This is a genomic window from Erysipelothrix sp. HDW6C (genome assembly GCF_011299615.1).
Lineage (GTDB): Bacteria > Bacillota_I > Bacilli_A > Erysipelotrichales > Erysipelotrichaceae > Erysipelothrix.
Genome location: NZ_CP049861.1, coordinates 2317772 through 2343035, shown reverse-complemented (window position 1 = coordinate 2343035; position 25264 = coordinate 2317772). Strand labels below are relative to the sequence as shown.

Here is a 25264-nt window from a genome sequence, read left to right as displayed (position 1 = left end):
GATGCTAAAGGACAGTGATTTCCAAAAACTGCTTGACGAAGTAATGCCGATTTACCGAGAAATCGAGACCCTACTCATTAACGACATCGCGAGAATGCTTGTTGATGGCGAAATACAAGGGGGTTCGACAGATTGGTATATTAGGAAATTACAAGAAATGGGCGCTCTAGACCAAAAGACATTAAGAAGGATATCGCGATTAACCAAATTGTCCGAAAGTCGAATACATAACGTTATCGAAACAGCAGTTAGTAAGTCGTTAGACATGGGGACGTTCGTCAAAGCGTATGAAATGGGATTAGTACTTGAAGATGCGAGAAAACTCAACCTCAAGCCCGTAATCAACGATATATCTCGTGAGTTAAACGGCGAACTTAAGGTGTTCATAACAAACGCTATCGAAGGCAAGAATAAAGATTTTGCAAAGATAGTTACACAAGCGTATGTGGAACAATCCGTCGGCGCTTATAGTTATGATCAATCGATTACAAGGGCTGTAAAGAACCTTTCAGAAAAGGGAATAACTACAGCAACTTATATGCGAGAGGGGAAACCTGTCGAGTATTCATTGGAAGCTGTTGTAAGAAGATACGTAATGACAAATATCGGTCAATCAGCCAATAAAGCAAACGAAGTAATGGCCGAACACTTAGAAACCGAAACATTCTATGTATCACAACACTTAGGTGCAAGAGATAAAGGAACAGGGCATCAAAACCATGCAAATTGGCAAGGGAAGGTGTACACAAAAGAAGAACTCGGCACAGTTTGCGGTTTGGGTAAGGTCGATGGCATCAGCGGTGTCAACTGCCGGCATATCTATTATGCATATATCGAAGGTGTTTCTGTTCCGCCTGATGAAAGAATTAATGAAGTTGACAACGCAGTAGTATACGCGCAAGAACAAAAACAACGCATGTATGAAAGAGGTGTAAGAGAAGCTAAGCGCCGCATAAGTGCATTGAAAGAACTCTACACGGATGACATGTCAATCGAAGATAAAGAACGACTAGACAACGAAGTGAGGGGTTCAAAAAAACTACTCAAGAATAGGCTTGATAAACTCGACGCCTACTTTAAAAACAACGACAACCTAACCCGTGATTATAGTAGAGAAAGAATTGTTGAGCCTAAGAAAACTAAGGTACCAGATAATCTTGCGTATTCGAACGTAACACAAGAGTGGCTAGACAATGTTGATCCTAATCGTGTAGGTAGCGTTATAGAAAATGATTACGTAAATGTTAATGGGGAGACATATACAAATCAAAACGCGCATTTAGATATGGACTTTGGAAGTGAGGAAATTAAGAATGCAGATTGGTTAAAGAGTACATTTAATGAAGATGTTCGATTAGTTCCGAGACCAAGCGTCAATGGTCAAACACTTTCATCCAGCGATTATATCTTTATGGGTGAAAATTGGGATTTAAAGAGCATCAAAGGTAGTGGTAAAGACGTTGTGAGGGACCGAGTAAGGAAAGGTAAGCAACAAGCTAACAACTTTGTAATAGATATTACAGACGAGACGAAACTAAGCGTTGCTAACCTAGACAATCAGACAAAAAATCTCTTCACTTCGTTTAATACACAGTTTGTTGAAACAGCAATCCTAAAGAAGGGAGATGAATTAATAGCGATATACAAAAGAAAGAGGTAACCGCAAAGTCCAAGTGGACCACGAGATTACCTCTTCATATTTAGATTATACCAAAATTAAGCAATAAATCAAGGCGGACGATTCCGTCTTTTATTATGCCCCTTACTCGATACGGGCGTTTATAAATTAGCGAGTGGTCAAGCTCACGACATTTAAACGAGCCACTAGGACGAGAGAACGTCGTTTAAAAAACACAGGAGAAAAAATATGCCGAATATTGAAGTGTTGAAAGGATTAGTAACTGAAGAAACATACAACGCATTATCCACTGAGCTTGAGGGTAAAGACATCAAGTTAGCAGACCTGACATCGGGTAATTATGTTGATAAAGCAAAGTATGACACAGCGGTTAAAGATTCCGAGACGTACAAGGAACAACTGGCTCAGCGAGACACAGACATCGAGGAGTTGAAGAAAACGTCAACCGGCGAAGAAACAACACAGAAACTTAATGATTTGCAATCGAAGTACGACCAAGAAAAAGAAACTTGGGAACAACAACTCAGAGACAATCAGTTCAACGCTGCAGTGGATGTAGCGATTGCTCAAAGCGGTACTAAAGACACAGTAGCGTTGAGGGCACACGTTTACAACAAAGCGAAAGAGTCTGAATTCAAAGATGGTCAAATTATTGGGTTTTCAGAATACCTTAGCGAGCAATTAAGTGGAGACCTTAAACACTTGAGTAGTGAAGTAAAGGCCACTGGTGCAGCTGCAGGAACGCCTCCGAAGAGAGAAAAGACTTTGGAAGAAGATTTAAAAGAAAAACTATACAGATAAAAGGAGGGCATATAAATGCCAGTAACATTAGCGCAAGCAAAAGAACTGTCACAAGACAAGTTAACAAATGAAATTATCGACGACTTTATCGCAAGTCCGGTTCTAGCAACATTACCGTTTGACGATACAGCGAAATCCAACGGGGTATCGTTGACCTATGTATATAACCGAGTAACAACACAATCAGATGCAGCGCCTCGTGCGTTAAATACAGAGTATGTACCACAACAAGCTGCAACAAACCAAGAAACAACAAACTTAAAGATCATGGGTGGTTCATGGCAAATTGACCGAGTATTGGCACGTGACGAACGACAAGTAATCGACTTGGTCACTTTCCAATCTCGTGAAAAAGCAAAAGCTGCAGTTGCTCTATTCCATGATCTATTCATCAACGGAAGTAAATCAACTGATGTACTTCAATTTGATGGACTCAAGGCGATTGCAGAATCACGAAGTGCGCACATTGTGGATGCAGAGTCATTAGACCTGTCAGACGCGTCCAAAATTAAGGCAAATGGACAACAATTGCTGTATGCACTACGCCAAGCATTCAAAGGAACAGAAGGTTTCACACACATGGGAATGAATAGTGATATGTTCGCAATTTTCCAAACCATTGCCGATACAATCCCTAATGTATCATATACTCGTGACGAATTGGGTCATGTTGTTTACTGGTATGGAGCAACCCGTATTGTTGGGATGGGTTACAAACCAGGTACTGCCGATGAAATCATCGAAACCAGTGCGACTGGTTTAACTGATATCTACCTATGGCGTGAAGGAATGGATGGAGTTCACGGTGTTTCGCCTGATGGATCACCGCTTGTCGAAATTCATTTACCGAACTTCAATGAAGCGAAAGCGGTCCACACAGGCGATGTTGAATTCGTTGCGGCGATTGTTGCGAAGAAGTTGAATTCTGTTGCAATCGTAAAAAACATTAAAGTTGTGGGGGAATAACAGCCTTACGTGGATATGATATGTCGATGACAAAGGGTGAACTGCTAGAAATGGCGGATTCCCTAGGTATTGACATACCTAGTAAGGCTACAAAACAACAAATAATCGAGTTGATTGAGAGGAGTTAACCATGTATCTAACATTTGAAGAGTATCAAGAGTTCGGTGGTACATCGGTTACCCTCGAAATGTTCAATGCGTATGAGTTGAGGGCTAGATTAGCTCTTGATTCGTACACTATGAAGTCTCGCCACTTGATTCAAAAGGTCCTCAATTCAACACGAGGAGAACTCGTCCGAATTACTTTGAAGGAAATGATTGACAACTTATTCATGAGTGACAATCTTTTAGAGAAGGCAAAAAACGCAGACAATGCATATTACAGCGGCATCAATTCGGAAACTGTGACTGATCATTCCGTAAGTTTTAAATCTAGCGAAAGTATGGTTAAGAAACTTGAGGAAGATACCACAAACAAGGGAATACGCATTATGCAAAAGTACCTATACCCCACGAACCTATTGAATCGAGGTATTTAGCATGGACTTCTTACCTCATTCAATAACAATTTTCAATCCTTACCTCGATAAGGGAGAAACGAAGTACAAACGCCACTTCATTAAACATTGTAAGTTTAATCCAACACAAGCGGTACAATTGGGTTCTGTACAGGTAACCTCGTCAGACCAAGGGAAAGTGTTCGTTTACGAGAAAGACCTTGATATGAGTAAGTATGTTACCCCTAACGAGTTTAAAGGGGAGGGATTTACCTTATCAAAAACATCCTATGTTGTTATAGGCGAATACGACAAGGAAATCGAAAGTGTAAAAGACCTCAAGGGGCTCGAACACTACACTATCGAAAGTGTTGATCACAACAACTATTCATTTGTTCTTCCACATCATTTCGTTCTTGGGGTCAAGTAATGGGTAAGGTCAAACTTGATAGCATTGGAACGATACTTGGTGAAGCAGGTGTATTACCTGGAGGGAAAGTTCAGTCATTTGTGACAAACGAAGCTAAAAGGTTGATGGACCCATTTACCCCAGTTCTTGGGTTTGCATTAAGGCAAAACTTCAAGTTCATTAAAAGCAATACCGCTATCGCTTACGAAAGCGCCTATGCCCACTACCAGTACACTGGTTTAAAGTATGTTGACCCAATTACGAAGAAGGGTGCGTTCTTCAGCCCGTCCTATGGTTTTTGGAGCAGGCCCAATACGGTAAAGGTGAAAACAGCAGAAGAACTTAAGTATCACGGAGGTTCGTTAACTGGACCTAAATGGGATGTGAGAATGATGGCCGTTAAAGGTGATGCGTTGATCAAGGCGGCGCAAAAGAAAATGAATGGAGGTTAACACATGATTGAAGCAGTAAGAGGATTCTTGAGAGGGTTCTCGAAAATTGAAGAAACAGATATCTTTAACGTTGAGTATCTTCCTGAATACGCCACCTCGTTTTCGTTGATTGAAGAACAGATGGTGAATGGGGGAATACTTAATACTTTCTTGAACGGTGTAACACGTAGGGAATACAGAGTAACATTGCAGTGTGTATTTGACTACGACAAAGCGTTGGAAGTAAATGTTGATAACTCGTCATTTCTAAAGGATTTTCAGGAATGGATTGAGCAACAAAACGATAAAGAAGAATACCCAATGATACCGCGAATTCAAAGTATGAAAGTTGACACAACACCATACTTACAAGCTGTGTCAGCAGACCAAACACAAGCAATCTACCTAGTTGGGTTGCTTTTTATATATCTAAAATAAAGGAGAAGCCAATGGCAGAAATTAAACAATTATTGCGCCCTGACATGCTAGTGTTCATGAACACTGGTACAACAGCAGCGCCAAAGTTCAATCTTATTGGAATGGGTGTCGAGGAACAAATGCTTTCATATAACCCTAAAGTCGATACAAAGCAATACATTCATCAATTAAACGCAAACACATCCGTAACAGGATATGAAGCGCAACTTAACGCTCCAACTGAAGGTTGGGCAGGTGTACCTGTGTTTGACTTCGTGGATGAATTGGCAATGAAATTCGCAGTTGGATCAGACTTAAACACCGACGTGTTAATCGTCTACCCGTATAAAGCGTTCAAAGCAACAAAACACGCAGCAACAGTTATCATCAACGAAAAAGGTGGATCAGGTGGAGAGGCACTCATGCTTAACTACGACATTTCACTCAACGGCGACCCAATCGAAGGAACCGCAACGGTTGATAAAGTTGCAGAAACCGCTACATTCACCGCAGCAACGGGGGAGTAGTTAGCCGCGTAACGCGTAAGACTAAGACCGTAAAGGTTGAAGATACAGACAAAGGGGAGTAAATCCCCTTTTTTATTTAAGGAGAAACCATGACATACAAGATTAAAAACGAAAACGCACATGTTGTTGAAGTTGAGAACGAACGAGGAGAAATAGTTAACATCACACTGGATGTAACAGATATCGCTCGATTAGATGGGTTATTTGCTCTTCAAGATTCGTTCGCGACATCATCAGCCAATATCGAACGTCGCACAAAGAAGGCCGAAAAAGAGTACGCCGATGAACGAGTGCTAACCCGTCAATTACTACGAATCACTCGTGAGGAATTATCGGTCGTTAACAAAAACATTGACGAATTACTGGGCGAAGGGACATATCAGAAAATATTCTTAGGATCAATGTCACCAGCGAAGTACAAAGTGTTCTTCGACATGTTGGAAAAAGAGTTTGAGCCAGCAATGAAGAAAGCGCAAGAAGAAATGACTGAATGGGATGCCAAATACTCAGTCGAAAAGGATGATGACGTATTGTAAACATTAAATACCCTACTAAGGTAAAGCATCCTAACGGTGAGTATTATCCGATTAACACAAGTTACACCGTCGGATTGCGGTGTATGTCTCTTATAGATTCTGATGTGAGCCCAAAGGAGCGCACCTACGGCGTATTAACGATGCTGTTTGGTAAAGATGCACCTAAGGATGTTTTCATGCTAGATAAGGCTGTCCTTTACTTACAAAGAGGTGAAGAATTAGAGGTTCAAAAGACCCGTGTTCATGACATCGATATTGTTCAAGACTTACCGCTTATTGCAATATCAATTGAAACGCAATTTCCAGCAATTGATATTCGGGAAAAGGAAATCCATTTTTGGAAGTTTATCGACTTAATCGAGTCGCTGAACGGAACGCTAATTAATAACGTTCGAGAAATTCGCACAACAAAGCTATCTGATATTAAAGATCCAAAGCATCGAAGAAATGTCGAAGAGGCCCAAAAACGGTACAAACTAAAAGGCAAGGAAGTTGCAAAACCAACACTTGCAGAACTTATGAATGAAATAGAGGGAGGTGAAACAAATGGCTAATGGGCATATCGAAATTGACACAACAATTAACGTTGCAAATGCAAAGAAGGAATTGAAGGAACTCAAAGATGAAGTTTCAAAGCAAACCGGCGAAGCAGAGCAAGCTGCGGCTGCAAATCTTAAAAAGATGGAAGAAGAGGTTGACAAAACCGTTACTCAGATGTCTGACAAAGCTGCGAAGATTGATGATATTACCGCAAAATTCGCAGGGCTCGATGACTTGGACCTGAAGAACCAAGAAATACACATGGGCATCGAGGAAGAAGTCGCCTATGTCGAAGAATTGAAACAGAAATTCGAAGAAGGTACTGTATCGGTTCAAGAGTTTACAGATGAACTGGCACAGTCTAAAACCAACTTTTCAGAAATGACTGCTGCATCTGATAAGCTCGTTGAGCAAATGAAGGAAGTTGGAGACGAAACGAAACTTGCAGATCAACTAAAAAAGACTACTGCAGAATTCAATAAACTCGACGAAAAGGTTGCTCAATCAACTGACAAGATAGTCAAGTTTAAAGATACACTTAGGGAATCAGACACTGAATCAAAAAAGATTCCTCCAAATCTCGATAGAGCCAGCAAAGCTGCAACGAATATGACGAACTCTGTCAATAAAGGTATTGGAAAATTAGGGCGCTATGCATTGGCGCTTTTTTCTATCCGTTCAATTTATACGATGCTATCAAGATTGGCAACGACATGGATGAACTCAAACGATGTGGCTGCACAAAGAACTAAAGCACAGCTTGAATCTATAACGAGTACGTTATCAAACGCTCTAGCTCCGGTGATTCAGTTCTTAGTTAACCTCGCCGCTACCTTAGTTGGTTACTTATCCCAAGTGTTAAAGATATTCTTCGGAGTTGACCTCGCATCCAAAAGCGCAAGCAAAAACACAAGCGGGATTGCTAGTGGAGTGAAAGAAACAAATAAAGAATTAAAAAGAATGCTCGCGGGATTTGATGAAGTAGATAAATTGACTTCGGATTCCAACGACAATTCAGGGGGTGGCGGAAGCGGAGTTGGTGACATAAGCGTTCCCGTTCCTGATACATCGAAATTCGAAGAATGGATTCTGGGAATGGCAGAGAGATTCAAACCATTCTTAGATATTCTTAAAAGCATCGACTTTGCACCGCTTGAACAATCATTTGAAAGATTGAAGAAAGTCGGAAGCGCTACATTCACCATTATTGGAGATAGCATCACTAGGGTTGTGAATAACTCGCTTGGTCCATTCATCAAATTGATGGCAGAAAACATTGTCCCCAAAGGTCTTAATACGGTTGCTAAAGTCATCGAAAGGCTTAATCCGGTAATCGATAAACTCTTGAAAGACTTTGTGGAGCCTTTGATTCATTGGTTCTTGACGGACTTTGTGCCTGTAGGTTTAAATACTGTGTTTTCACTGATTGATGCACTTGGCGGAATTGTTGCGGTTGTGATTGAATCTTTTAGAATCTTTTGGAACACAATCGGAAAGAAATTCGCAACAGGAACTTGGGAAGTTTTGAAGTCTATATTCGAGGGGTTACAGGTCGTATTCGATGAGGTTGCGAATGCGGCAGACAACTTCTTGAAGGCGTTGGAAGAAGGAGATCCTGTCGCACAAGCGATCGCAGTAACAATTGGTGTTATAGTGACCGCTCTTCTCGCTTATCAAGCTGCGATGGTGTTGATAAACGCTGCAACAGCTATTTTCAACGCAATTAGTCCATTTGGCTGGATTGTCATAGCGATAACGGCGGTTATCGCAGTAATTCTCGTACTTTGGAATCACTGGGAAGACATTGTAAACTTCTTCACAGAGACACTAGAAAGCATTGGGTTGTGGTTTAGTGAAACATGGGAAGGTATAAAAGAGGGGTTCACAGGCGCGATTGATGCAATTGTTGAATGGTGGAACGGTTGTATCGAAAGCATTCAAAAGTGGTGGAACGATTTAAAAACTAACATTTCTAAAGGTTGGGAGACTATCAAACAACGCGCAAGAGATGCTATTCAAAACATTATTGATAAATTCCTTGCTATGAAAAACTTTGTTGTAGGATTCATGAAAGGAATCGGCGAGTTTTGGTCAGGCATCATTAACGGAATGGTTAGCGGTGTTCAAAAGGTAATTGGGAATATCAAAGGAATCTTCAAAGGCTTAATCGATTTCATCGCAGGTGTATTCTCCGGCGACTGGTCGCGAGCATGGGGAGGAATCGTTTCAATCTTTACCAATATTATTGATGGTATTGCGAATATATTCAAAATTCCTATTAACGTAATCATTGATGCACTAAACTTCTTTATTCGTCAAGCGAACAAAATCAAGATTCCTGACTGGGTTCCTGGTATTGGAGGCGCAGGAATTAACGTTCCTGAAATCAACAGATTGCAACGTGGTGGTGTCGTCAATAGACCTACACAAGCAATTATTGGTGACGGTGGTAAAGAGGCTGTTGTTCCGTTAGAAAACGATACACGAGCCCTTGAACAAATGGCGTCGATGTTAAGTGACATGATGGGTGGAGGAAACAGCGGAAACATTACGATCAAGATTGGCGAAAAGACAATAGTCGATATTTTACTTTCTGAACTACAAAAAAGACAAATGAATTCGAATGGAGGTGTTGTTCTTGATATCGGATAATTTTACAGTCGAAATCAACGACATTGAATTTAACATCCTCACCGACCTAAGTGTCCTCTATGAGAAATTGTGGAGTGAAGATACAGGGCGAACTTATAAAGATGGAGAGTTTATGGGGACCTTAATTGGAATTTTCCCTAAACTTGAAATCGAGTTCGCACCAAAAACAAGTGAAGAATTATCAAATTTGATTCGAGTATGCAACAGCCCTAGACAAACCATTAAATGGTACAACCCACTTACTAAAGAAAAAGCGACGTCAGTTTTTTATTCCAACTCATTCGGAGTGAGTTTAAGAAAAGCGTTAGCCGGAAATTACGACAGAATCAAAGTGAATTTTATCTCAACGAAAAGAGGTGCTTAATTGAAAGAGTTATTGCAAACATTAGGGAGCGGAATGCGGAAACGTATCACGCTCCTTTCAACTAATGAAGTTATTGAAGATATAAAAGATTTTAAAGTTTCTTTCGATAGTAACTTATGGAAGCCTTCAGTGCAAAGTCTAACCGCAACCATTCCCGGACGACTTGATTTGGACAACACAGACATTAAGGTAGAACTCGGTGTGTGGGATATGAACTTGACACAGGATCCAACTGATGAAGAAATTACGTGGTACAACTTCGGAACATTTATCGTTGCAAGGGGTGGATATGAGTATTCTGACGATCAAAACGAAACAACGATTACCAATGCATACGACTTACTTGCTAGGGCGTACGCTACATGGAATTTAAACGATTTGGGAATAACATACCCAAACACGATAAAGAACACAGTGGAGGCTATTTGTGCGCTTCTCGGAATACCGTTGGCAGTCGACACTTGGACACGAAGTAATCATGTCATTGAAGAAGATAAATGGAGCAATAACGACCATACATATATGGATGCACTCGAACAGATTGCTCAATTTTGCAATTCCACTATATCAATCGAAAATGATTCTCTTGTCGTAAAAGAAATTAATCATGTAATTATTGATGAAATCTCAAGTGGCGAAAAGACGATGAAACGAGAAAAGAGTTGGGGGCCGGCGAACGTATTGAACGTTTCAAGGGAACCGCAACACGATAACTATGCTTATCCTGAAAACTGGGAAGATATTCCGCTTGATGAAAGAGTGGAATTAGTCTTTGCGAACAATCAAATCATTGATAAACGCAGAGAGGAATTAACGCCAGGAATCTTTGATAGTATCAGCGCAGTGAGATATGTTCCTTTCGAATATTCGGGGTTTGGATATCTAACAATGAAATTTGGTGATTACGTCTCCTTTGTTGATAAAGACGGCGAGACATATCGGTCATACATCACAAAAGGAACGTGGACAGCAACAACTGGATTCCAAGAAATGCTAGGGAGTGATTTGACAGCCAATGTTCAGAGCGAATTTGTCGTTTATACCGACCGACGCAGACAGGGTTTAAATGTATATCTTATGGTTGATCAACAAAACGGGAAAATTCAAACTCTAGTAGAAGAGATTGGCGACCGTAGCGATAGAACAACCTCCATCACACAAGACCTAGACAGCATCGAACTTTTGGTTAGGTCGACAGCAGTGGGATTCAATTTGATTCCAAACCTCAACGCTTTACTAGAAATTGAAAACAATACCTATCCATTATGGACTTTCGAGCAAGGTGGATTGAGAACAATATTCCGAGCTCCCGAAAGAACCCGCACTATGCAAAGTCCGACATTCGATGTTGTTGACGATGGATTATCACTAAGCGGTAAGTCAAAGCAGTTCTACACTGTAGGAACAGCGAAATCAGAAAAGGCGTTTATTGTTCCTGATAGCATTTACTCCTATCGCTGCAAACGGACAATCGGAAACACTCCGTTTGATTTATACATCAATGAGTACAACGAAAAGGAAGAACTCATAAACCGCACCAAGCACACGCTAGATGGTCAAAAGATGATTGAGGCAATCTCATTCACTCCGGCTCAATTAACGATGTGGGCGAGCTTAGAATTCGTCACACGCGATGATTCATTGTTTAATATTGCGGAAGAAATGTTCGTTCGAGGTAATCCTGTGGGCTGGAGCGAAGATGCAAACGATGTGAAGATTTATGCGCGAAACTTAGTGACGTTGTTAGACAACAGATTGACGGTAAAAATTACTGAAGTGTCGGATGATATTCACAATGCAGGCGTTGAAATCACTGCAAGGGAAGGCATAAGGGTGTACGGTAAGAATTTTTTAGTTCAAAACGAAGATAGAACAAAAGATATATTTAAAGTTGTCACAATTGATGGCGAAGAACAGGTATACATGTATGGCTCTATTCAATCGGAAGGCGGGAAAATTGCTTTCGATTCTGAAAATAAAGAAATTAGAATAGGCGAAGTGAAGCTAAAAAACTGGAATGCTAACGATACTTTAGGAATGTATGGGAGCCAATTCACATTAATTCTTGGTAAAAATGGTGGTCTATCTATAAATAAAAATATCGGCGGCACCGCTAGTGATTGGGTCATATATAAGAATTTCGATAACAATACAACAACAGGATATTTCGACGATTTACAGACGACATCTTTAAGGTCTGACACAATTAGAGCGAACAACGCTATCGACTTTGTAACAATGAGTAGATTGACAGTAACATCAAACTTGAATTCAAACACACTTACGGCAACAGGTGTTTATCCTTCGTCATTCGCAGGTTCTAAATGGATTGGAAACGGAAGCGCAAGATGGGAATATATTTACCTTCAAAATCAACCCAATGTCGCATCTGATAAAAGATATAAGAGAAACATTGCTCCAATTGATCCATTACTTCTTGACTGCTTCGAGGATGTACAAGAAATGTCGTTTGAGACAATTCATGACGACAAGTTCAGTGTTGGATATATAGGTCAGGATGTCGAAAGAGCATTGTTTAAGTATTGCTCAATAGTTTGGGGATACCATGACGCGAATGAGTGGATGAAGAAATTCAAGATGCTTCAAAAAGACGAGAGTTACTTGTCATTGCTTTATGCAGAAATTAAGGTAATTCGCATTGCTGTTGTAGATAGACGTAGCAAACGTCTAGAAGAAGAGAACAGACATATGAGAGAGCAGTTAGAAAACCATGAAGCAAGGATGACTAGACTCGAAAAGCTACTATTAGATAAGGAGGAGATTTAATGCCTGAAGATTTAGAAAACATCATCCCGGCAGAGAATTGGGAAGACTATGATATAGAGGATAAGCCAAAAGCGTCGACATCAACTAACATAGTAAGCGCTGATTTCTTGAACGGAATGAGTGGCGCATTGAAAGAAATGATTAATAAAACATCAAGTGACTATGTGCTAGATCATGGATTTACAGATGGAACTTACTGGGTGAAGATGGCGAGCGGAGAAATGACGATGATGAGAGAGTACGGAAGTCTGGGACAAGGCGGGGTAACCTGGGTGTTCCCAATTCCTTTTATTGTTCCTCCATATGTGGGAGCCTCTACTTCAAGCGGTTCTTTGAGTCAATTAATTGTACCAAATGTAATAAACATTACAGGAATAAGTGCGATAATTTACTTTTTTTCTAGTTTTACTGCAAGGATAGCGACAGAAAATGTTGTAAGTATTGCGAAAGGTCGTTGGAAATAGAGGGAGAAAATATGAAAGAATTTAAAAAATTAATAGATGTTAAAAGCATCGTAACATTAGCATTGACTGTTGTATTTGGTTACCTATCAATCACTGGTCAATCCAATCAAGAGTTCACCACGATTTACACAGTGATCATCGGTTTTTACTTCGGTACACAGTTTCAAAAAGGAAACGAAACCGAACCCGAAAAAGAGGGCCTATTCAACACAATTAAGGTAAAAGGTGACGAGTGATGGGTACCTTTAAAATCAGAAAAAATGGGGCAGACTTACAAAGTTTGCCTTTTTACAACACTTATGGCGGCGGTAGTTTTAATGCGCTCCAAGATGAATATGCTCCCAAGAGTTGTGGTGGTACGATGAGTGCAATGACGAATAAAAATGCCGCAGGGAACTGTACATGGTATGGAGTTGGTCGCCAACAAGAAGCGACAGGTTATCGTGTACCATTAGAACGTCGTAGAGGAAACGCTAAAGATTGGTCGGTTGACACAAATACTCCAACAGTAGGCGCTTTAGTAGTATTCGTTGATGCAGGTTACGGCCACGTTGCTTTTGTTGAGAAAATCGAAAATGGCGAGGTTTATGTTTCTGAGTCCGCATATAGCGAACGAGGCAACGACTTCTTATTCAAGTATGGTCGTACTGTATCTGAAATCTGTCGAGTATGGGATATGACTGTAAAAGGATATATGCTCCCGGATGGAGAATTTACGAGCTACGATGATGTACAAGGTGAACTGAAGGCTGAGAATGGAATTGTAACAGCAACCGATAAAAATGGTTCCAACATTAGAAAAGGTCCATCACTTAGCGCAGAGCGAGTTGATGGACTTCCATATAATGAAGAGCTCCCATACACGCACTATGTCATTAACGAGGGAATTGTTTGGGTTAAAACCTCAAAAGGTTACATTGCCCGAAGAGAAGCGGATAACTCAAAAGAATACAGTGCCGCTCGATTCGTAGGCGAACCAGCGAAGCCGACACCACCAAAAACCAATGTAGGGCGTTACGCTAACTTAAGCGGTCAAACTTGGTTGTTTAAAGTCTCTCGAACAGACGAGACATATCCTGGCGGATATAATCAACTAACTGACCTAGCGAATCGATCAGCGAAGATTTTGGAAGAAGATAACGGGAGAGTAAAAATTAGTGTTCCGTCATTCGATCCAAATATTGTATGGGTCGCCAATTCACAAATCTCGGTTACAGATGCGCCGAAATATGAAATCAAATGACGAAAGACTCGGAGACACAATGGAAACTAACGAAACAAAACTATTATTAGCAATACGTGATGTAAAGGAGAATGTCGTGAGACTGGAAACCAAAATCGATGAATCGGTGGAGGGTAGATTTAAAGATAACGAACGCAGAATTGGAACTCTTGAACAAAGAGTCGACGAGCAAAATAAACAAATTATCGGACTACAACGTGCTCCTTACGAAGTAAAGGGTAAGTGGTACGATAAGGTTGTCGAGTTTGCGCTCTTGTGTGTCTTAGGGTACATAGCGGTTAAAGTTGGGTTAAAATAGAAACGGAGCCACCCTCTAAATTGGGGTGGTCTTTTTTTTATATCCAGTGTAGTATTTATTGGTGAGATACATTATAAGGAAGGTTAATTATGAATGACTTAGAAGTGCGCTTAAATCAATTGGATCATGCACAAAAGATTTTCAAGATTTTTATTCAAAACTCAGCAAGTCCCAAAGTTAATGCATTGCCAAAATGGCTTGACAAGAAATCCAACTTCTTAATGAATGATATTCATATATTCAACAATCGAACAGAAAAACAATATAAAAGAGGCACTCTAGTTTTTGTTGATTTCGGTTCAAATCCCGGCAGTGAATTTTGTGGTCCTCACTATGCGATTGTTATGAATAAAACAGATTCAGATAAATCGAGAACCATTACTGTAATGCCAATCACTTCAAAAAAAGATGATTATAAAAAGGGGAAACACCGCATCCCAATCGGGTATTCGGTGATTATGAACATCCTAAAAAAATTTGAAGTCGATTTAGATATTAAAATAGAGAAGGCTTTAAAGTTTCAAAGAGCCACAATCAACATTAAGAAGAGAATAGAGTTGTCGAAGCGTTCGAGTGACGCACCGAAGCTTCTCGCAGAAATGAAGCGAGAGCTTGTGATAGAGGGGCTAGCGAATCGGTCAATGAGAAAGTCCACCGATATTGTGAAGTTGTGGGAGTTGGTGAGCAAAGCGGAGAAAGTTTCGAATAGTGAAGTGTTAAAAATTAGAAATGTTCTTGATAAATACACTGACGTGGGGAAAGATTCATTGTTGCTCCCGCTAAATATCACAACAGTGGATAAAGTGAGAATCTATAATCCGATAAACGAGTTCGACCCCATCTGCAGAGTTCGCGTAGAAGACGACGTTCTTGATTTGATGGATGAAGCAATCTTAAATAATTATTTAAAGTAGTGCAATTGACAGGTTCATAAAATATGTTATTATATATATGTAACAAGGCTTTACAGCCAAGTAGTTTTATTTTACAGGGTCTTACGACCGATAAACCGCTCCTGAATAAGGACGGTTCTTTTTTTAGGTAATCCTGTCGGATGTACACACTTCATATCGAGGTGATCATATGCAAATAGGAAAATACATAATAAACAACAACCCAATTACACACATAGACTTAAGCAGAAGAAAAATATACATTCACCATAACAATGGAGTAACTAAGTGCTATCTACCATTGAAATCCTTCGAATCAGATGTCTTCATACGTGTGCACAGATCGCTCATAGTAAATTCCGAAAGAGTGGCACATTATGATGGCCATAAGATAATCATGGATGATGGCACAGTTCTATATTCGTCGAGGTCCATGAGAAATAATTTATATGCGTCGCAATCTGTCCGATACTAAGTGTATACTTTAATTGAGGTGATCGTATGAAACGTACAAAAAAAGAATTTAAACCATACAATGATTATCACGACAGACCCTTCGGTTTAAAATGGGGTACTGCATTTGCAATGGATGAATTAGTTAAAACGATAAATGCTGGTAAAGAAGATAGTCAAAGAGTGGCAATTGAATTACCGCAAATGTCACGCACACAAATCGACACAGTACTGCAAGAAGCGTTCCTGAAGTCTAAGACTATATCGATACAGTTGAAGTTCAGGGATAACGTGGATCGCTTGTATAAAGACCGTGTAGGTAAGTTTGAAGGCTTCGCGGATGAAGAATGTTTATATCTTGGTGATGAAGCAATTGACTGGGCTGATATTAGACATGTTAGGATAGTGGAATAGAAAAGAACGGTTTGCGCCGTTCTTTGTTTTTATATATCGAGTAACTGAGATTTCTTAAGGTCGAATTCTTCCTGAGTGATTGCCCCAATATCAAGCAACTCTTTCAGTTCTTTAATTTGAGCTAGGTTTGAAACAACTGCACCGGATCCGTTATGGTTGGTTGGGGTAGATTTCACTTCACTAATCTTTTCAATAACTTTGTTAGGTGTTCCGATCCCTGTGAAAACGAAATCAACTACAGATCCAGCGAGTTCAACGATTAGGTGAGAGCCATCGGATTTGGTATCAATTCTCATATTGCTAATCGAACTCAAAGAAACTGATCCGAGCGTCGCAAAAGGTTGCGGGCTCATATAGTACAAATTATCATTTGTGATAACAAACATGGTAGGAACCTTCTTTGATTTACTGTTTATTACGCCACCATAAAAATAATACAAAGGTTGTTCTGAGGTGGGAAGTTTCTTCAAAATCTTATTCTTAAAGCCCATATAAATCGAAAAAGCAAAATTATCCGTCTTTGATGATATGTTTTCCATTGAGTATCTCCTCTATCTAGTATATTATACCATAATTAAACTAACACAAAAATTAGGGAATCAATGGTTAATTTGCAATAAAAATATCCGAATGTAGGGGATTTGTAGGGGATAATAAAATAAAAACCCACTATCTAGTGGGTTTAATGTCTTCTGGTGCCGCCACCGAGAATCGAACTCGGAACTGAGCATTACCATTGCTCTATTTTACCATTGAACTATGGCGGCATGTATATACATGATACTCAATCATGTGATGAAATGCAATATGATTTTATACGAGAATATCAAATCATGGGTATTTCTATAAATCGAACAAATATGAAGAACGTTTATGATACAATAGTTCTAGATTTAGGAGGATACTATGAAAGATCTAACTTTAGTTATTTTAGCAGCCGGAATGGGAAGTCGTTACGGCGGTTTGAAGCAAATTGATAAATTTGGCGCAAACGGTGAGGCGATTATTGATTTCTCAATCTTTGATGCAATTGAGGCAGGTTTTAATAAATTAGTACTCATCATTCGTGAAGAGCATGAAGCAATTTTTGAGGCAGAATTAGTAGGGAAAATTCGTCCTTACATTAATGTAGAATATGCATTTCAAAATATCAATGATGTGCCAGCATGGTTTGCGGGTGTCGAAGGTCGTGAAAAGCCATGGGGAACTACACATGCATTGCTTGCGGCACGTAATCAAGTCAGTGGACCATTTGTTATTATCAATGCTGATGATTATTATGGGAAACAAGCATTTGTGGAAATGGCACGCTTCTTAACGGAAGATGTTAGTGACACAGAAGCATCAATGATGGGATATATTGTTGATAACACTATCACTGATAATGGCACGGTAACACGTGGCGTCTGCCAAATTAAAGATGGATACTTAACAGACATTGTCGAGATGGATGGCATCAAACGTACAGATGTTGGTGTTATCGGTGGTCCTGAAGGGTCGCTAATTCCGGATGGAACACAAGTATCCATGAACTTCTGGGGATTCACACCAGCTATCTTTACATTAATGGAATCAAAGTTTGAACGTTTCCTTAAAGAAGATGTCGCAGACAATCCAATGAAAGCAGAAGCCCTACTTCCTAATGATGTGGGTAGCCTTATCCATGATGGAAAACTAAAAGTTAGAGTCCTTGATACCCCTGATCGTTGGTTTGGTGTAACATACCAAGAAGATAAACCAATGGTCTTAAAACAATTTGAAACATTCCAAACAGATGGAACCTATCCATCGAAACTTTGGGATAAGAAATAGACAAACAGTCGAATCCATAATAAACTGTAAAGTAGGTTAATCGCCTACTTTTACTATGAGGTGAACAATGCGGAATTATATAAACAAACACAAAATGCCAGTATTTATTGTATTGAACTTATTGCTTACAATTGGGATGAATCTTGCCCATCCAGTAACACCATCGCTGATGAAGGGGCTCAATCTTGCGCCTCACGTATTTGGCGTTTCGTTTGCAGCGATGTGTACAACCAATTTTATCTTTGCGCTTATTTGGTCAAATGTTGCGAATGGAATGAAGAAATCCAAAATTTTGGCCATTTCATCAATCGGCTACGCGCTTGCACAGATTATTTTTGGTCTTGCTCATACGGAAGGAACCATATACATTGCCCGCTTATTGAGTGGAATTTTTGCGGGTGGTTTTCAAGTGGGGTTCATGAGCTTCATTGTTAATGAGGCAGATGAGTCGGAACAGTCAAAGTATATTACGATGTCATCGGTTATCGTAAGTGTCGGATCAGCTTTAGGATTCTTCTTTGGAGGATTTTTAGGGGATATCGATGTCCGTATGACGTTTATGATTCAAGCTGTGTTGCATATTGTGCTTGGCGTGGCGGTTTATGTGTTGTTGGCTCCGACGGAAGTTATTGACGAACATATTGAGTGGGGAATGATCAAGGCGTCCAATCCCTTCAAGATTATTGGCGATTCACGCTATTTAATTCGAGGATTCATGGCAACATTGTTGATTGTGACATTCACAACATCAATTGGATCAACGCTTTTCGATCAAAGTTTCAACTACTATATTAAAGACATCTTTAACTTTGCACCCAGCCAAAATGGAATTATCAAATTTATAACCGGTCTCTTTGCAGTGATTCTCAACATCATTTTAATCCGGCGTTCTCGGGGTAAGCAAATCTTTAACAAGAGTTTCTTAAAAACACTTTTCATTGCCATGGGGATTCTCGCAATCATCGTTGGGTTTATTCCAAGTGTCAGTGGGTTTGTGAGTGTTTCGCTTATTTGGTTTGCGGCGTACACAGTTATGATCCCCGCATTACAGAACTCAGTGTTATCGCTCAAATCCTCGCCTGAAGAAGGTAATAAATTGGCAGGATTGTATAATTCATTGATGATGTTTGGCAAAATATTTGGCGCCTTACTGACAAGCGCTGTGTATACAATAAATCCCGTTTCAAGTTTTATTGTTTCGGGAACGTTATTTGTTCTTTCATTTACGATCCTTGTATTTTCAAAACACGATTAGACGGCATAGAAATGCCGTTTTTTTTATGCTTGTAATCTACAGGGAAAGGCATAGAATATGGGTATGAGGTGAATGACATGATTCGTATCGAAAATTTATCAAAATTCTATGGAAAAAAAGCAGCCATCAAGGACGTTTGCTTGGAAATAAGTGATGGGGAGATTTATGGTTTTATTGGACCGAATGGTGCGGGGAAGTCAACAACGATAAAAGCAATGTTGAACTATATATTTGCAGATGCAGGAACCGTTACGATTGATGGCTTAGATTCTGTTGTAGAGAACAAAACGATTAAGTCACTTGTTGGGTATGTTCCCAGTGAAGTTAATTTTTATCCCGAACTGACAGGATATGAAGTTATTGCACTGTCAATGAAGTTTCATGGGTGTACCGATGACGCATATGCACACAGTCTTTGTCGTGAATTTCAAATTGATGAAACAAAGAAAATGCGTGATTTGTCTTTAGGGAATAAAAAGAAAGTTGCGATTGTGAGTGCATTGGTCTTAAATCCTAAAATATTGATTATGGACGAGCCAACCAATGGCTTGGATCCTTTAATTCAGAATATTCTTTTTACGCATTTACGGAAGCAATCGGAAGCCGGTGTGACAGTATTTATTTCAAGTCACAATTTGCGTGAAATTCAAGAACATTGCGATCGCGTAGCATTTATAAAAGATGGTGCGATTCTTAAGGTGATTAATCTTGATGATTACAATTTAACTGGTAAGTTTGTCAGTGCGAGCGGGGATGTTTTGGAACTTAAGAAAATGGCCACAAAAATATTACGCGATGAAGACCACAAAGTATCGTTTATTTATGAAGGCGATCTAAATGCGCTCTTGGTCGCGCTATCTAAAACCGCACTGACGGATGTTACCATTGAGGAAGTATCAATTGAACATCAATTTATTGAATACTATAAGGAGGAAGCTGATCATGCAATCATTACAGATTAAACTCAATCGAAAAAGTTTCACGCTATGGTCGTTGACGCTGTTTGTTTTGGTCCTTGCTTTTATGGCGTTCTACCCCTCCATGGCAAATGATGCGATGAAAGAGTTGGTGAATGGAAAATTGGATGCACTACCGGAATCCATTCTAAGTGTGATTGGGTTCGAGTCATTTCCGGACTTTACCAATCTTAATGTTTATCATGGGTATATTATGCAGTACATGAATTTTGGTTTAGCGATCTATGCAATGACATTGGGGTTAAACAGCTACATCAAAGAAGAACACGATGGTACGATTGAATTTCTATTTGCACAACCGCAAACACGATTGGAAATGATGCTAGGAAAACTTCGCGGGAATCTCATCCTTGTAACAGGAATTGCGAGTGTGCTCGTGTTCTCAAGTATTGTTTCGTTTGTACTGTATAAACCGGATTCACTTTCGTTAATGCAAGCAGTCAGTGATAACGTTGCCGTTCTCGCATCTTTCTATGTGATGGGTTATATATTTCTTTTAATTGGCATGGGGATTTCAATGCTTGTTCCCTCCAATGTATCGGTAACAGGTATCGCAATGAGTGTGGTATTTCTCCCTTACTTCTTTGGGATTATGGCGCAGATGGTCGAATCTCTCAGTGTGTTAAAGGGGTTATCCATTCTTCACGCGTTTATGCCAAGCCAGATACTTGCAGGCAGCCCAAACGTTGTGGCGATTGTTGCATGGGTGTGTGCTGGGGTTGGTCTTTTTCTCTATGGTTTATTGAAATTTCAAGGGAGAGATATTCGAGTATAAAAAAAGTGGCCAATGCCACTTTTAAAACTTAAAGAGATTTTTTATGATACTTCCACCTGCGATGAATGTTCCGACGGAACTCATAAGGTTGGTGACAATCATGATTAGAAGAATGCGCAATACCTTATTCTTAAACCACATTTTTGGTTTTGAGATATCCTCGGCAATGTTATCGAAGTCAGATACACGCGGTGGGCGTTGATACGCCTCCATGAGTCCTGCGAAAAACCCAACAGCAAGAAAGGGGCTTAAAGTCCCGATGGGTGCTGTGATAAGCGTTGTCGCAATCGTCAGTGGATGTGCGCCTGTTAGGATCGCCCCCAGGGTCGCAAGACCAGCACTAAGACCAATCCATGTTGCAAACTGGGCAAACCCAACACTAGGATTCTTAAATGTTAATGCAATTAAGAGGGTGATGATAATGCCAGGAACAATCCAACCACTGATATTTCGTTTCCTTTTTTGTGGAACTGCGTTCAACTCTGATATTGAATGCGATTCATTGAGAGCTTCAATAATCCCTTCGGTATGCGCTGCTCCAATAACGACAACTAAGGTTTCCGCATTGATGCTCTTTATTTTCTCTGCCATGTAGTAATTGCGTTCGTGCAACAGACGCAAGGAGACATCGGGCATTGTTTCGTCAAGTTCCTTGACGGCATCGAAAAGCAGATCGCTTTCTTTGAGGTTCTCAATTTCTTCAGCATCGATTTCATCTTTAGAAAATAAGCTGGTAATAAGGGTGGCAGCAAGGTTCACTTTCTTAAAAAGTGACAGATTTCCCCAAATACGCTTAAAGGTAATTTGAATATCACGATCAATATTATAAATGCGAGCATTCACAGCATTGGCACTTTCCATCGCTTGAACCATTTCTTGACCGACAGATGTTTCCAAATCATCAGCCATTCGTTTCTGGTATGAAGACAGAATCAGGTTTGCAATAAATGCGCCTACCTTTTTACTTTTAATTATTTCTTTGATATCAATATCTTTGGTTTGATCTTTGTTCCGAATGTTATGCGCGCGATTGTCATCAAGCTCAATGCATACGGCATCGGGAAGATATGTTTCTATGACTTCCTTTACCTCGACAACTGAATCCTTGGAAACGTGCGCTGTGGAGACAAAATGAATGGTTTTATTATTGTAGTGTATAGTTTTCATCGGCAATACCTCAGTACTTATAATACCAAAAATGTCGGTCGAAATGTGTATATGAAGAGAAAACGAATTAATATTAACTGCAAATTGAAATAAATTAAAAAAATGATTCAGAATCGTATTAATTTTGGTGTGGCTATTGTATAATTTCGACGGTGATAAAAGTGCTACATTTTAATTTGAAGAAGATTAGAAAAGAGCATCATCTTACACAAAGTGGTTTAGCAGAAAAGATAAGTTACTCACAACAAGCAGTGGCGAAATGGGAAAGTGGTAATTCAAGTCCGGATATGAGAAATCTAACCCGACTTGCGGATGAACTGCGTGTCAGCATTGATACACTGGTTCGACCTATTCCACCAGAACTTGAACATGAAACCTGTGCAACAAGTTTGAAACGGGATTTATTCCACGTGGTCAACAACTGCGGATCGAGTCCGGAATTGGGCATCGATTTATACTCCCTTGAAGTTGGAGAGAAACTTCAATTGGTTGAGGAATTGTTTGAGTTCTTGTCTCAAAATGAACATTTAAAAGCGCGCGCAAAGGCACGCAAATAAAACGTGGACTGTAAAGGATGTCTTCTTTTTAAGAATCCTTAAAGGGATCGGGAAACCGATCCCTTTTTGTATGGAACGCATTCGTTTACTTTCACGACAAAGCACTTCATAATAAATTCATACGAGATTCATACAAATGCGGTTTAATACCTGTGGAGGATGAAAGATGATCAACATACTTTACCTTGAAGACGAAGCAAATATACGTGATGTAACCCATGAATATTTGATAATGAAGCAATATAACGTTGACCTTGCGGTGGATGGTAACGAAGCCTTAGCACTTCTGGCGACGCATTCATACGATATTGCGATTTTAGATATTATGGTTCCATATGTCAGTGGTCTTGAGGTCCTCACAAAAATCAGTGAGAGCCATCCCAATACAGCAACCATTATGTTGACTGCTTTGGGTGATGAAACAAATCAAATTGAAGCGTTCAATCGCCATGCGGATGACTATATGATTAAACCCTTTTCACCACTACTTTTATTGAAGCGAATTGAGGCGATTTTGCGTCGGGTGGGAAGTGCAGTTCAGGAAACAGGTCTTGTGGTTAAAAATGAAAGTTACCAAGTCTACTACAACCAAAAGTCTCTGAATCTTACCGTGACAGAATTCTTGCTGTATCAAATTATGGCATCGTATCCCGGCCGTGTTTATACACGTGAGCAACTTTTGGATGTAATTGCACCGGATGACTATATGGTGAGTGATCGGGTTGTGGATGCTCATGTCAAAAACCTTCGCAAGAAATTACCGCTTCCTGTCATAAAAACTGTTGTCGGAATTGGATACCAATTCGTGGAGGTGGACCATGAAGTTATCGCGTAAAGTCTTCTTATACACGGCTGCAACGACGTTTCTTGTAGGGGTGTTGATTATTGGTTACTTTGTGTTTATGCTACCCGGTCTTTATACCGATTATAAGCTTGAAAGTTTTCGAAATTCCGTTACCCAAAGTCAAAGTAATATGATGGAAGGAAAGCCCTGTACGATTGATGCTGAGACCATTGAGACCTATTCTTCGATGAGTCTTGCGATACCAGATACCGGCTACACCATTAAAGCATGCAATACGTTTATGAGTGTCGATCTAACCCTCGAAGACGAAACTTTAAAACATGTTTTCGATCAAATGCGCACCGTCATGAAAAGCATTGACAGTGCGGATGTAGATTTTGAAGAAGAACTTGCGAAGATTGATTTTGAACAACTGCAATCGTTATTTGGAAATACGCAGTTCAACAATCTTGTGAGTGCTGAGAATTTCGAGGGAATACAGACTTTTGTGGAAAGTTCAAATGCGATTCAAGATTATACAATTACGGCGGATGGCTCGTTGGTAATGAGTGTCGAAGTGGGGAATGATGCCAATCGTTTTATGAATTATGTCGCTTTTGGAGAAAAGGAAGGCGCAATTTTTATTACTGTGGGGTCAGCCATGACTCCAAAGTTGAACGAACTTAAACCGATTATTTTATCGAGCGTACCGATGATTGTTTGCTTGTTGATTCTGTTTGTATTGATTACAGCCCGTATGTTTACCAAGATGCTTGCAACACCCATTGAAACATTGGCGCACCAAGCGACATCACGTCAAGAGCGTGATGGAACGGTGTTCAAACAACCCAATCAACATGATGAGTTTAAAATCCTCGAAGATGCCTTGAATCATATGCATCGTGATCTGAAAGCGTCGATTGTGACAGTTGAAAATCAAAATCAAGCGCTCATTCGTGAAAAAGAAAAACAAGAGTTGTTCCTCATGAACGCGTCTCATCAACTTAAGACACCCGTTGCTGGGGCATCCTTACTTGTTGAAGGCATGTTAGGTAAGGTTGGAAAATTTGCCGAGACAGATACTTACTTGCCGAAAGTTCGCGATGAATTGGGACGCATGCAATCAATTATAGAATCAATGATGGTTGTGTTTCAGGAGACAGATCGAACACTTGAAATTGCTGATACAAATGTTGAAACACTTGTACAAGCAGTTTTACAGCAATACCGTGAACGTATCCAATCAAAAAACCTGAGCATTCATGAACACACAACAGCAGTGACAATCCAAACCGATGCTGAGATTCTGGTTTCGATTATTGATAATGTGATTGGGAATGCTGTAAAGTATACGCCAAACTCGAAATCAATCACACTTGAATTGAGTAATGCGTCATTGATAGTAACAAGCCATGGTGTATGGATTGATGCTTCGACCTTGGAGCATGTCAAAGAAGCCTTTGTGCGGTCCCATCACAGTGATGAGAAAGGGACAGGTTTGGGTTTGTATTTGGTCGACAATATGATGTCCGTGTTGGGGTTAGAATGGACTATTGAGAATAGTAAAGTTGGAGTGTGTGTAACGCTCTACCTAAAAGGAGAATGAC

At 39.9% G+C, this 25264-nt stretch carries 30 protein-coding genes and 1 tRNA gene; 28 read left to right on the top strand and 3 right to left on the bottom strand.

What is annotated here, in order from left to right:
* Position 1 precedes the first annotated feature (1 nt).
* The 21 genes from G7062_RS11310 (at position 2) to G7062_RS11210 (ending at position 16330) form a co-directional block, all read left to right on the top strand.
* Positions 2 to 1660: a phage minor capsid protein gene (locus tag G7062_RS11310; protein WP_166066019.1), complete on the top strand. Its 1659-nt coding sequence runs from the start codon at positions 2 to 4 to the stop codon at positions 1658 to 1660.
* A gap of 207 nt (positions 1661 to 1867) precedes the next feature.
* Positions 1868 to 2440 carry a phage scaffolding protein gene (locus G7062_RS11305; protein WP_166066018.1) on the top strand — a complete coding sequence of 191 codons (573 nt, stop codon included), beginning with the start codon at positions 1868 to 1870 and terminating at the stop codon, positions 2438 to 2440.
* A gap of 15 nt (positions 2441 to 2455) precedes the next feature.
* Positions 2456 to 3406, top strand: coding sequence for a major capsid protein (locus tag G7062_RS11300; RefSeq protein ID WP_166066017.1), 951 nt, complete (start codon positions 2456 to 2458; stop codon positions 3404 to 3406).
* A 20-nt stretch (positions 3407 to 3426) separates the two neighbouring features.
* Positions 3427 to 3534, top strand: coding sequence for a Rho termination factor N-terminal domain-containing protein (locus G7062_RS11645; protein ID WP_166066016.1), 108 nt, complete (start codon positions 3427 to 3429; stop codon positions 3532 to 3534).
* Between the two features lie 2 nt (positions 3535 to 3536).
* Positions 3537 to 3944, top strand: a complete 408-nt coding sequence (locus G7062_RS11290; RefSeq protein WP_166066015.1) for a hypothetical protein — start codon at positions 3537 to 3539, stop codon at positions 3942 to 3944.
* A 1-nt stretch (position 3945) separates the two neighbouring features.
* Positions 3946 to 4332, top strand: a complete 387-nt coding sequence (locus G7062_RS11285) for a DUF3379 domain-containing protein (protein ID WP_166066014.1) — start codon at positions 3946 to 3948, stop codon at positions 4330 to 4332.
* Positions 4332 to 4763 carry a minor capsid protein gene (locus G7062_RS11280; protein ID WP_166066013.1) on the top strand — a complete coding sequence of 144 codons (432 nt, stop codon included), beginning with the start codon at positions 4332 to 4334 and terminating at the stop codon, positions 4761 to 4763. The genes G7062_RS11285 and G7062_RS11280 overlap by 1 nt, the downstream gene beginning before the upstream one ends.
* Positions 4764 to 4766: 3 nt before the next feature.
* On the top strand, positions 4767 to 5180 hold the full coding sequence (locus G7062_RS11275) for a hypothetical protein (RefSeq protein ID WP_166066012.1): 414 nt from the start codon (positions 4767 to 4769) through the stop codon (positions 5178 to 5180).
* Positions 5181 to 5191: 11 nt separating this feature from the next.
* The gene (locus G7062_RS11270) at positions 5192 to 5686 is read left to right on the top strand and encodes a hypothetical protein (RefSeq protein WP_166066011.1); all 495 of its coding nucleotides are present in this window, start codon (positions 5192 to 5194) and stop codon (positions 5684 to 5686) included.
* A gap of 89 nt (positions 5687 to 5775) precedes the next feature.
* Entirely contained in the window at positions 5776 to 6222 is a 447-nt protein-coding gene (locus G7062_RS11265) for a hypothetical protein (protein WP_166066010.1), read from the top strand.
* Positions 6216 to 6776: a Gp15 family bacteriophage protein gene (locus tag G7062_RS11260; protein ID WP_166066126.1), complete on the top strand. Its 561-nt coding sequence runs from the start codon at positions 6216 to 6218 to the stop codon at positions 6774 to 6776. The genes G7062_RS11265 and G7062_RS11260 overlap by 7 nt, the downstream gene beginning before the upstream one ends.
* Positions 6769 to 9414 (top strand): hypothetical protein, encoded by a 2646-nt coding sequence (locus tag G7062_RS11255; protein WP_166066009.1) that lies wholly within the window; start codon positions 6769 to 6771, stop codon positions 9412 to 9414. The genes G7062_RS11260 and G7062_RS11255 overlap by 8 nt, the downstream gene beginning before the upstream one ends.
* The gene (locus tag G7062_RS11250; RefSeq protein WP_166066008.1) at positions 9401 to 9778 is read left to right on the top strand and encodes a hypothetical protein; all 378 of its coding nucleotides are present in this window, start codon (positions 9401 to 9403) and stop codon (positions 9776 to 9778) included. Before G7062_RS11255 ends, G7062_RS11250 begins: the two co-directional genes overlap by 14 nt.
* Entirely contained in the window at positions 9779 to 12565 is a 2787-nt protein-coding gene (locus G7062_RS11245; protein WP_166066007.1) for a tail fiber domain-containing protein, read from the top strand.
* Complete coding sequence (locus G7062_RS11240) at positions 12565 to 13029, top strand: hypothetical protein (RefSeq protein ID WP_166066006.1); 465 nt, start codon at positions 12565 to 12567, stop codon at positions 13027 to 13029. The genes G7062_RS11245 and G7062_RS11240 overlap by 1 nt, the downstream gene beginning before the upstream one ends.
* 11 nt (positions 13030 to 13040) lie before the next feature.
* Positions 13041 to 13265 (top strand): hypothetical protein, encoded by a 225-nt coding sequence (locus tag G7062_RS11235; RefSeq protein WP_166066005.1) that lies wholly within the window; start codon positions 13041 to 13043, stop codon positions 13263 to 13265.
* Positions 13265 to 14272, top strand: coding sequence for a CHAP domain-containing protein (locus G7062_RS11230; protein ID WP_166066004.1), 1008 nt, complete (start codon positions 13265 to 13267; stop codon positions 14270 to 14272). Before G7062_RS11235 ends, G7062_RS11230 begins: the two co-directional genes overlap by 1 nt.
* A 19-nt stretch (positions 14273 to 14291) precedes the next feature.
* Entirely contained in the window at positions 14292 to 14570 is a 279-nt protein-coding gene (locus tag G7062_RS11225; RefSeq protein ID WP_166066003.1) for a hypothetical protein, read from the top strand.
* Positions 14571 to 14659: 89 nt separating this feature from the next.
* Positions 14660 to 15484, top strand: coding sequence for a type II toxin-antitoxin system PemK/MazF family toxin (locus tag G7062_RS11220; RefSeq protein WP_166066002.1), 825 nt, complete (start codon positions 14660 to 14662; stop codon positions 15482 to 15484).
* A gap of 169 nt (positions 15485 to 15653) precedes the next feature.
* On the top strand, positions 15654 to 15938 hold the full coding sequence (locus tag G7062_RS11640) for a LytTR family DNA-binding domain-containing protein (RefSeq protein WP_166066001.1): 285 nt from the start codon (positions 15654 to 15656) through the stop codon (positions 15936 to 15938).
* A 26-nt stretch (positions 15939 to 15964) separates the two neighbouring features.
* Positions 15965 to 16330 (top strand): hypothetical protein, encoded by a 366-nt coding sequence (locus G7062_RS11210; RefSeq protein WP_166066000.1) that lies wholly within the window; start codon positions 15965 to 15967, stop codon positions 16328 to 16330.
* Between the two features lie 29 nt (positions 16331 to 16359).
* On the opposite strand, the gene G7062_RS11205 is transcribed toward G7062_RS11210, so the two are convergent.
* Both G7062_RS11205 and G7062_RS11200 read right to left on the bottom strand, forming a co-directional pair.
* Positions 16360 to 16869 (bottom strand): SHOCT domain-containing protein, encoded by a 510-nt coding sequence (locus G7062_RS11205; RefSeq protein WP_166065999.1) that lies wholly within the window; start codon positions 16867 to 16869, stop codon positions 16360 to 16362.
* Positions 16870 to 17023: 154 nt separating this feature from the next.
* Positions 17024 to 17097 (bottom strand) — tRNA-Thr (locus tag G7062_RS11200).
* Positions 17098 to 17236: 139 nt separating this feature from the next.
* On the opposite strand from G7062_RS11200, the gene G7062_RS11195 reads away from it, so the two are divergent.
* The 4 genes from G7062_RS11195 to G7062_RS11180 all read left to right on the top strand — a co-directional run bounded on the left by G7062_RS11195 (position 17237) and on the right by G7062_RS11180 (position 21149).
* A complete protein-coding gene (locus tag G7062_RS11195) occupies positions 17237 to 18142 on the top strand; it encodes a sugar phosphate nucleotidyltransferase (protein WP_166065998.1) in 906 nt (301 codons plus the stop codon).
* 67 nt (positions 18143 to 18209) lie between these two features.
* Entirely contained in the window at positions 18210 to 19397 is a 1188-nt protein-coding gene (locus G7062_RS11190; protein ID WP_166065997.1) for an MFS transporter, read from the top strand.
* Between the two features lie 77 nt (positions 19398 to 19474).
* Positions 19475 to 20359, top strand: coding sequence for an ABC transporter ATP-binding protein (locus G7062_RS11185; protein ID WP_166065996.1), 885 nt, complete (start codon positions 19475 to 19477; stop codon positions 20357 to 20359).
* A complete protein-coding gene (locus G7062_RS11180; RefSeq protein WP_166065995.1) occupies positions 20340 to 21149 on the top strand; it encodes an ABC transporter permease subunit in 810 nt (269 codons plus the stop codon). The genes G7062_RS11185 and G7062_RS11180 overlap by 20 nt, the downstream gene beginning before the upstream one ends.
* 21 nt (positions 21150 to 21170) lie before the next feature.
* Here the strand turns inward: G7062_RS11180 and G7062_RS11175 are convergent, their stop codons facing one another.
* A complete protein-coding gene (locus G7062_RS11175) occupies positions 21171 to 22316 on the bottom strand; it encodes a TraB/GumN family protein (RefSeq protein ID WP_166065994.1) in 1146 nt (381 codons plus the stop codon).
* A 161-nt stretch (positions 22317 to 22477) separates the two neighbouring features.
* Between G7062_RS11175 and G7062_RS11170 the strand changes: the two genes are divergently transcribed.
* From G7062_RS11170 to G7062_RS11160, 3 genes are all read left to right on the top strand, one after another.
* Entirely contained in the window at positions 22478 to 22873 is a 396-nt protein-coding gene (locus tag G7062_RS11170) for a helix-turn-helix domain-containing protein (protein ID WP_166065993.1), read from the top strand.
* Positions 22874 to 23039: 166 nt separating this feature from the next.
* Positions 23040 to 23708: a response regulator transcription factor gene (locus G7062_RS11165; RefSeq protein WP_166065992.1), complete on the top strand. Its 669-nt coding sequence runs from the start codon at positions 23040 to 23042 to the stop codon at positions 23706 to 23708.
* Entirely contained in the window at positions 23692 to 25263 is a 1572-nt protein-coding gene (locus tag G7062_RS11160; protein WP_166065991.1) for a HAMP domain-containing sensor histidine kinase, read from the top strand. Before G7062_RS11165 ends, G7062_RS11160 begins: the two co-directional genes overlap by 17 nt.
* The last annotated feature ends 1 nt before the right edge of the window (position 25264 follow it).

What these genes read in the sequence shown, in the direction of transcription:
- G7062_RS11235 (WP_166066005.1), top strand. Translation starts at nt 13,041, where the DNA reads ATGAAAGAATTTAAAAAATTAATAGATGTTAAAAGCATCGTAACATTA.
- G7062_RS11205 (WP_166065999.1), bottom strand. Translation starts at nt 16,869, where the DNA reads ATGGAAAACATATCATCAAAGACGGATAATTTTGCTTTTTCGATTTAT.
- G7062_RS11185 (WP_166065996.1), top strand. Translation starts at nt 19,475, where the DNA reads ATGATTCGTATCGAAAATTTATCAAAATTCTATGGAAAAAAAGCAGCC.
- G7062_RS11210 (WP_166066000.1), top strand. Translation starts at nt 15,965, where the DNA reads ATGAAACGTACAAAAAAAGAATTTAAACCATACAATGATTATCACGAC.
- G7062_RS11305 (WP_166066018.1), top strand. Translation starts at nt 1,868, where the DNA reads ATGCCGAATATTGAAGTGTTGAAAGGATTAGTAACTGAAGAAACATAC.
- G7062_RS11255 (WP_166066009.1), top strand. Translation starts at nt 6,769, where the DNA reads ATGGCTAATGGGCATATCGAAATTGACACAACAATTAACGTTGCAAAT.
- G7062_RS11270 (WP_166066011.1), top strand. Translation starts at nt 5,192, where the DNA reads ATGGCAGAAATTAAACAATTATTGCGCCCTGACATGCTAGTGTTCATG.
- G7062_RS11300 (WP_166066017.1), top strand. Translation starts at nt 2,456, where the DNA reads ATGCCAGTAACATTAGCGCAAGCAAAAGAACTGTCACAAGACAAGTTA.
- G7062_RS11240 (WP_166066006.1), top strand. Translation starts at nt 12,565, where the DNA reads ATGCCTGAAGATTTAGAAAACATCATCCCGGCAGAGAATTGGGAAGAC.
- G7062_RS11165 (WP_166065992.1), top strand. Translation starts at nt 23,040, where the DNA reads ATGATCAACATACTTTACCTTGAAGACGAAGCAAATATACGTGATGTA.
- G7062_RS11645 (WP_166066016.1), top strand. Translation starts at nt 3,427, where the DNA reads ATGTCGATGACAAAGGGTGAACTGCTAGAAATGGCGGATTCCCTAGGT.
- G7062_RS11175 (WP_166065994.1), bottom strand. Translation starts at nt 22,316, where the DNA reads ATGAAAACTATACACTACAATAATAAAACCATTCATTTTGTCTCCACA.
- G7062_RS11280 (WP_166066013.1), top strand. Translation starts at nt 4,332, where the DNA reads ATGGGTAAGGTCAAACTTGATAGCATTGGAACGATACTTGGTGAAGCA.
- G7062_RS11225 (WP_166066003.1), top strand. Translation starts at nt 14,292, where the DNA reads ATGGAAACTAACGAAACAAAACTATTATTAGCAATACGTGATGTAAAG.
- G7062_RS11190 (WP_166065997.1), top strand. Translation starts at nt 18,210, where the DNA reads ATGCGGAATTATATAAACAAACACAAAATGCCAGTATTTATTGTATTG.
- G7062_RS11195 (WP_166065998.1), top strand. Translation starts at nt 17,237, where the DNA reads ATGAAAGATCTAACTTTAGTTATTTTAGCAGCCGGAATGGGAAGTCGT.
- G7062_RS11220 (WP_166066002.1), top strand. Translation starts at nt 14,660, where the DNA reads ATGAATGACTTAGAAGTGCGCTTAAATCAATTGGATCATGCACAAAAG.
- G7062_RS11285 (WP_166066014.1), top strand. Translation starts at nt 3,946, where the DNA reads ATGGACTTCTTACCTCATTCAATAACAATTTTCAATCCTTACCTCGAT.
- G7062_RS11640 (WP_166066001.1), top strand. Translation starts at nt 15,654, where the DNA reads ATGCAAATAGGAAAATACATAATAAACAACAACCCAATTACACACATA.
- G7062_RS11275 (WP_166066012.1), top strand. Translation starts at nt 4,767, where the DNA reads ATGATTGAAGCAGTAAGAGGATTCTTGAGAGGGTTCTCGAAAATTGAA.
- G7062_RS11290 (WP_166066015.1), top strand. Translation starts at nt 3,537, where the DNA reads ATGTATCTAACATTTGAAGAGTATCAAGAGTTCGGTGGTACATCGGTT.
- G7062_RS11265 (WP_166066010.1), top strand. Translation starts at nt 5,776, where the DNA reads ATGACATACAAGATTAAAAACGAAAACGCACATGTTGTTGAAGTTGAG.
- G7062_RS11310 (WP_166066019.1), top strand. Translation starts at nt 2, where the DNA reads ATGCTAAAGGACAGTGATTTCCAAAAACTGCTTGACGAAGTAATGCCG.
- G7062_RS11180 (WP_166065995.1), top strand. Translation starts at nt 20,340, where the DNA reads ATGCAATCATTACAGATTAAACTCAATCGAAAAAGTTTCACGCTATGG.
- G7062_RS11230 (WP_166066004.1), top strand. Translation starts at nt 13,265, where the DNA reads ATGGGTACCTTTAAAATCAGAAAAAATGGGGCAGACTTACAAAGTTTG.
- G7062_RS11160 (WP_166065991.1), top strand. Translation starts at nt 23,692, where the DNA reads ATGAAGTTATCGCGTAAAGTCTTCTTATACACGGCTGCAACGACGTTT.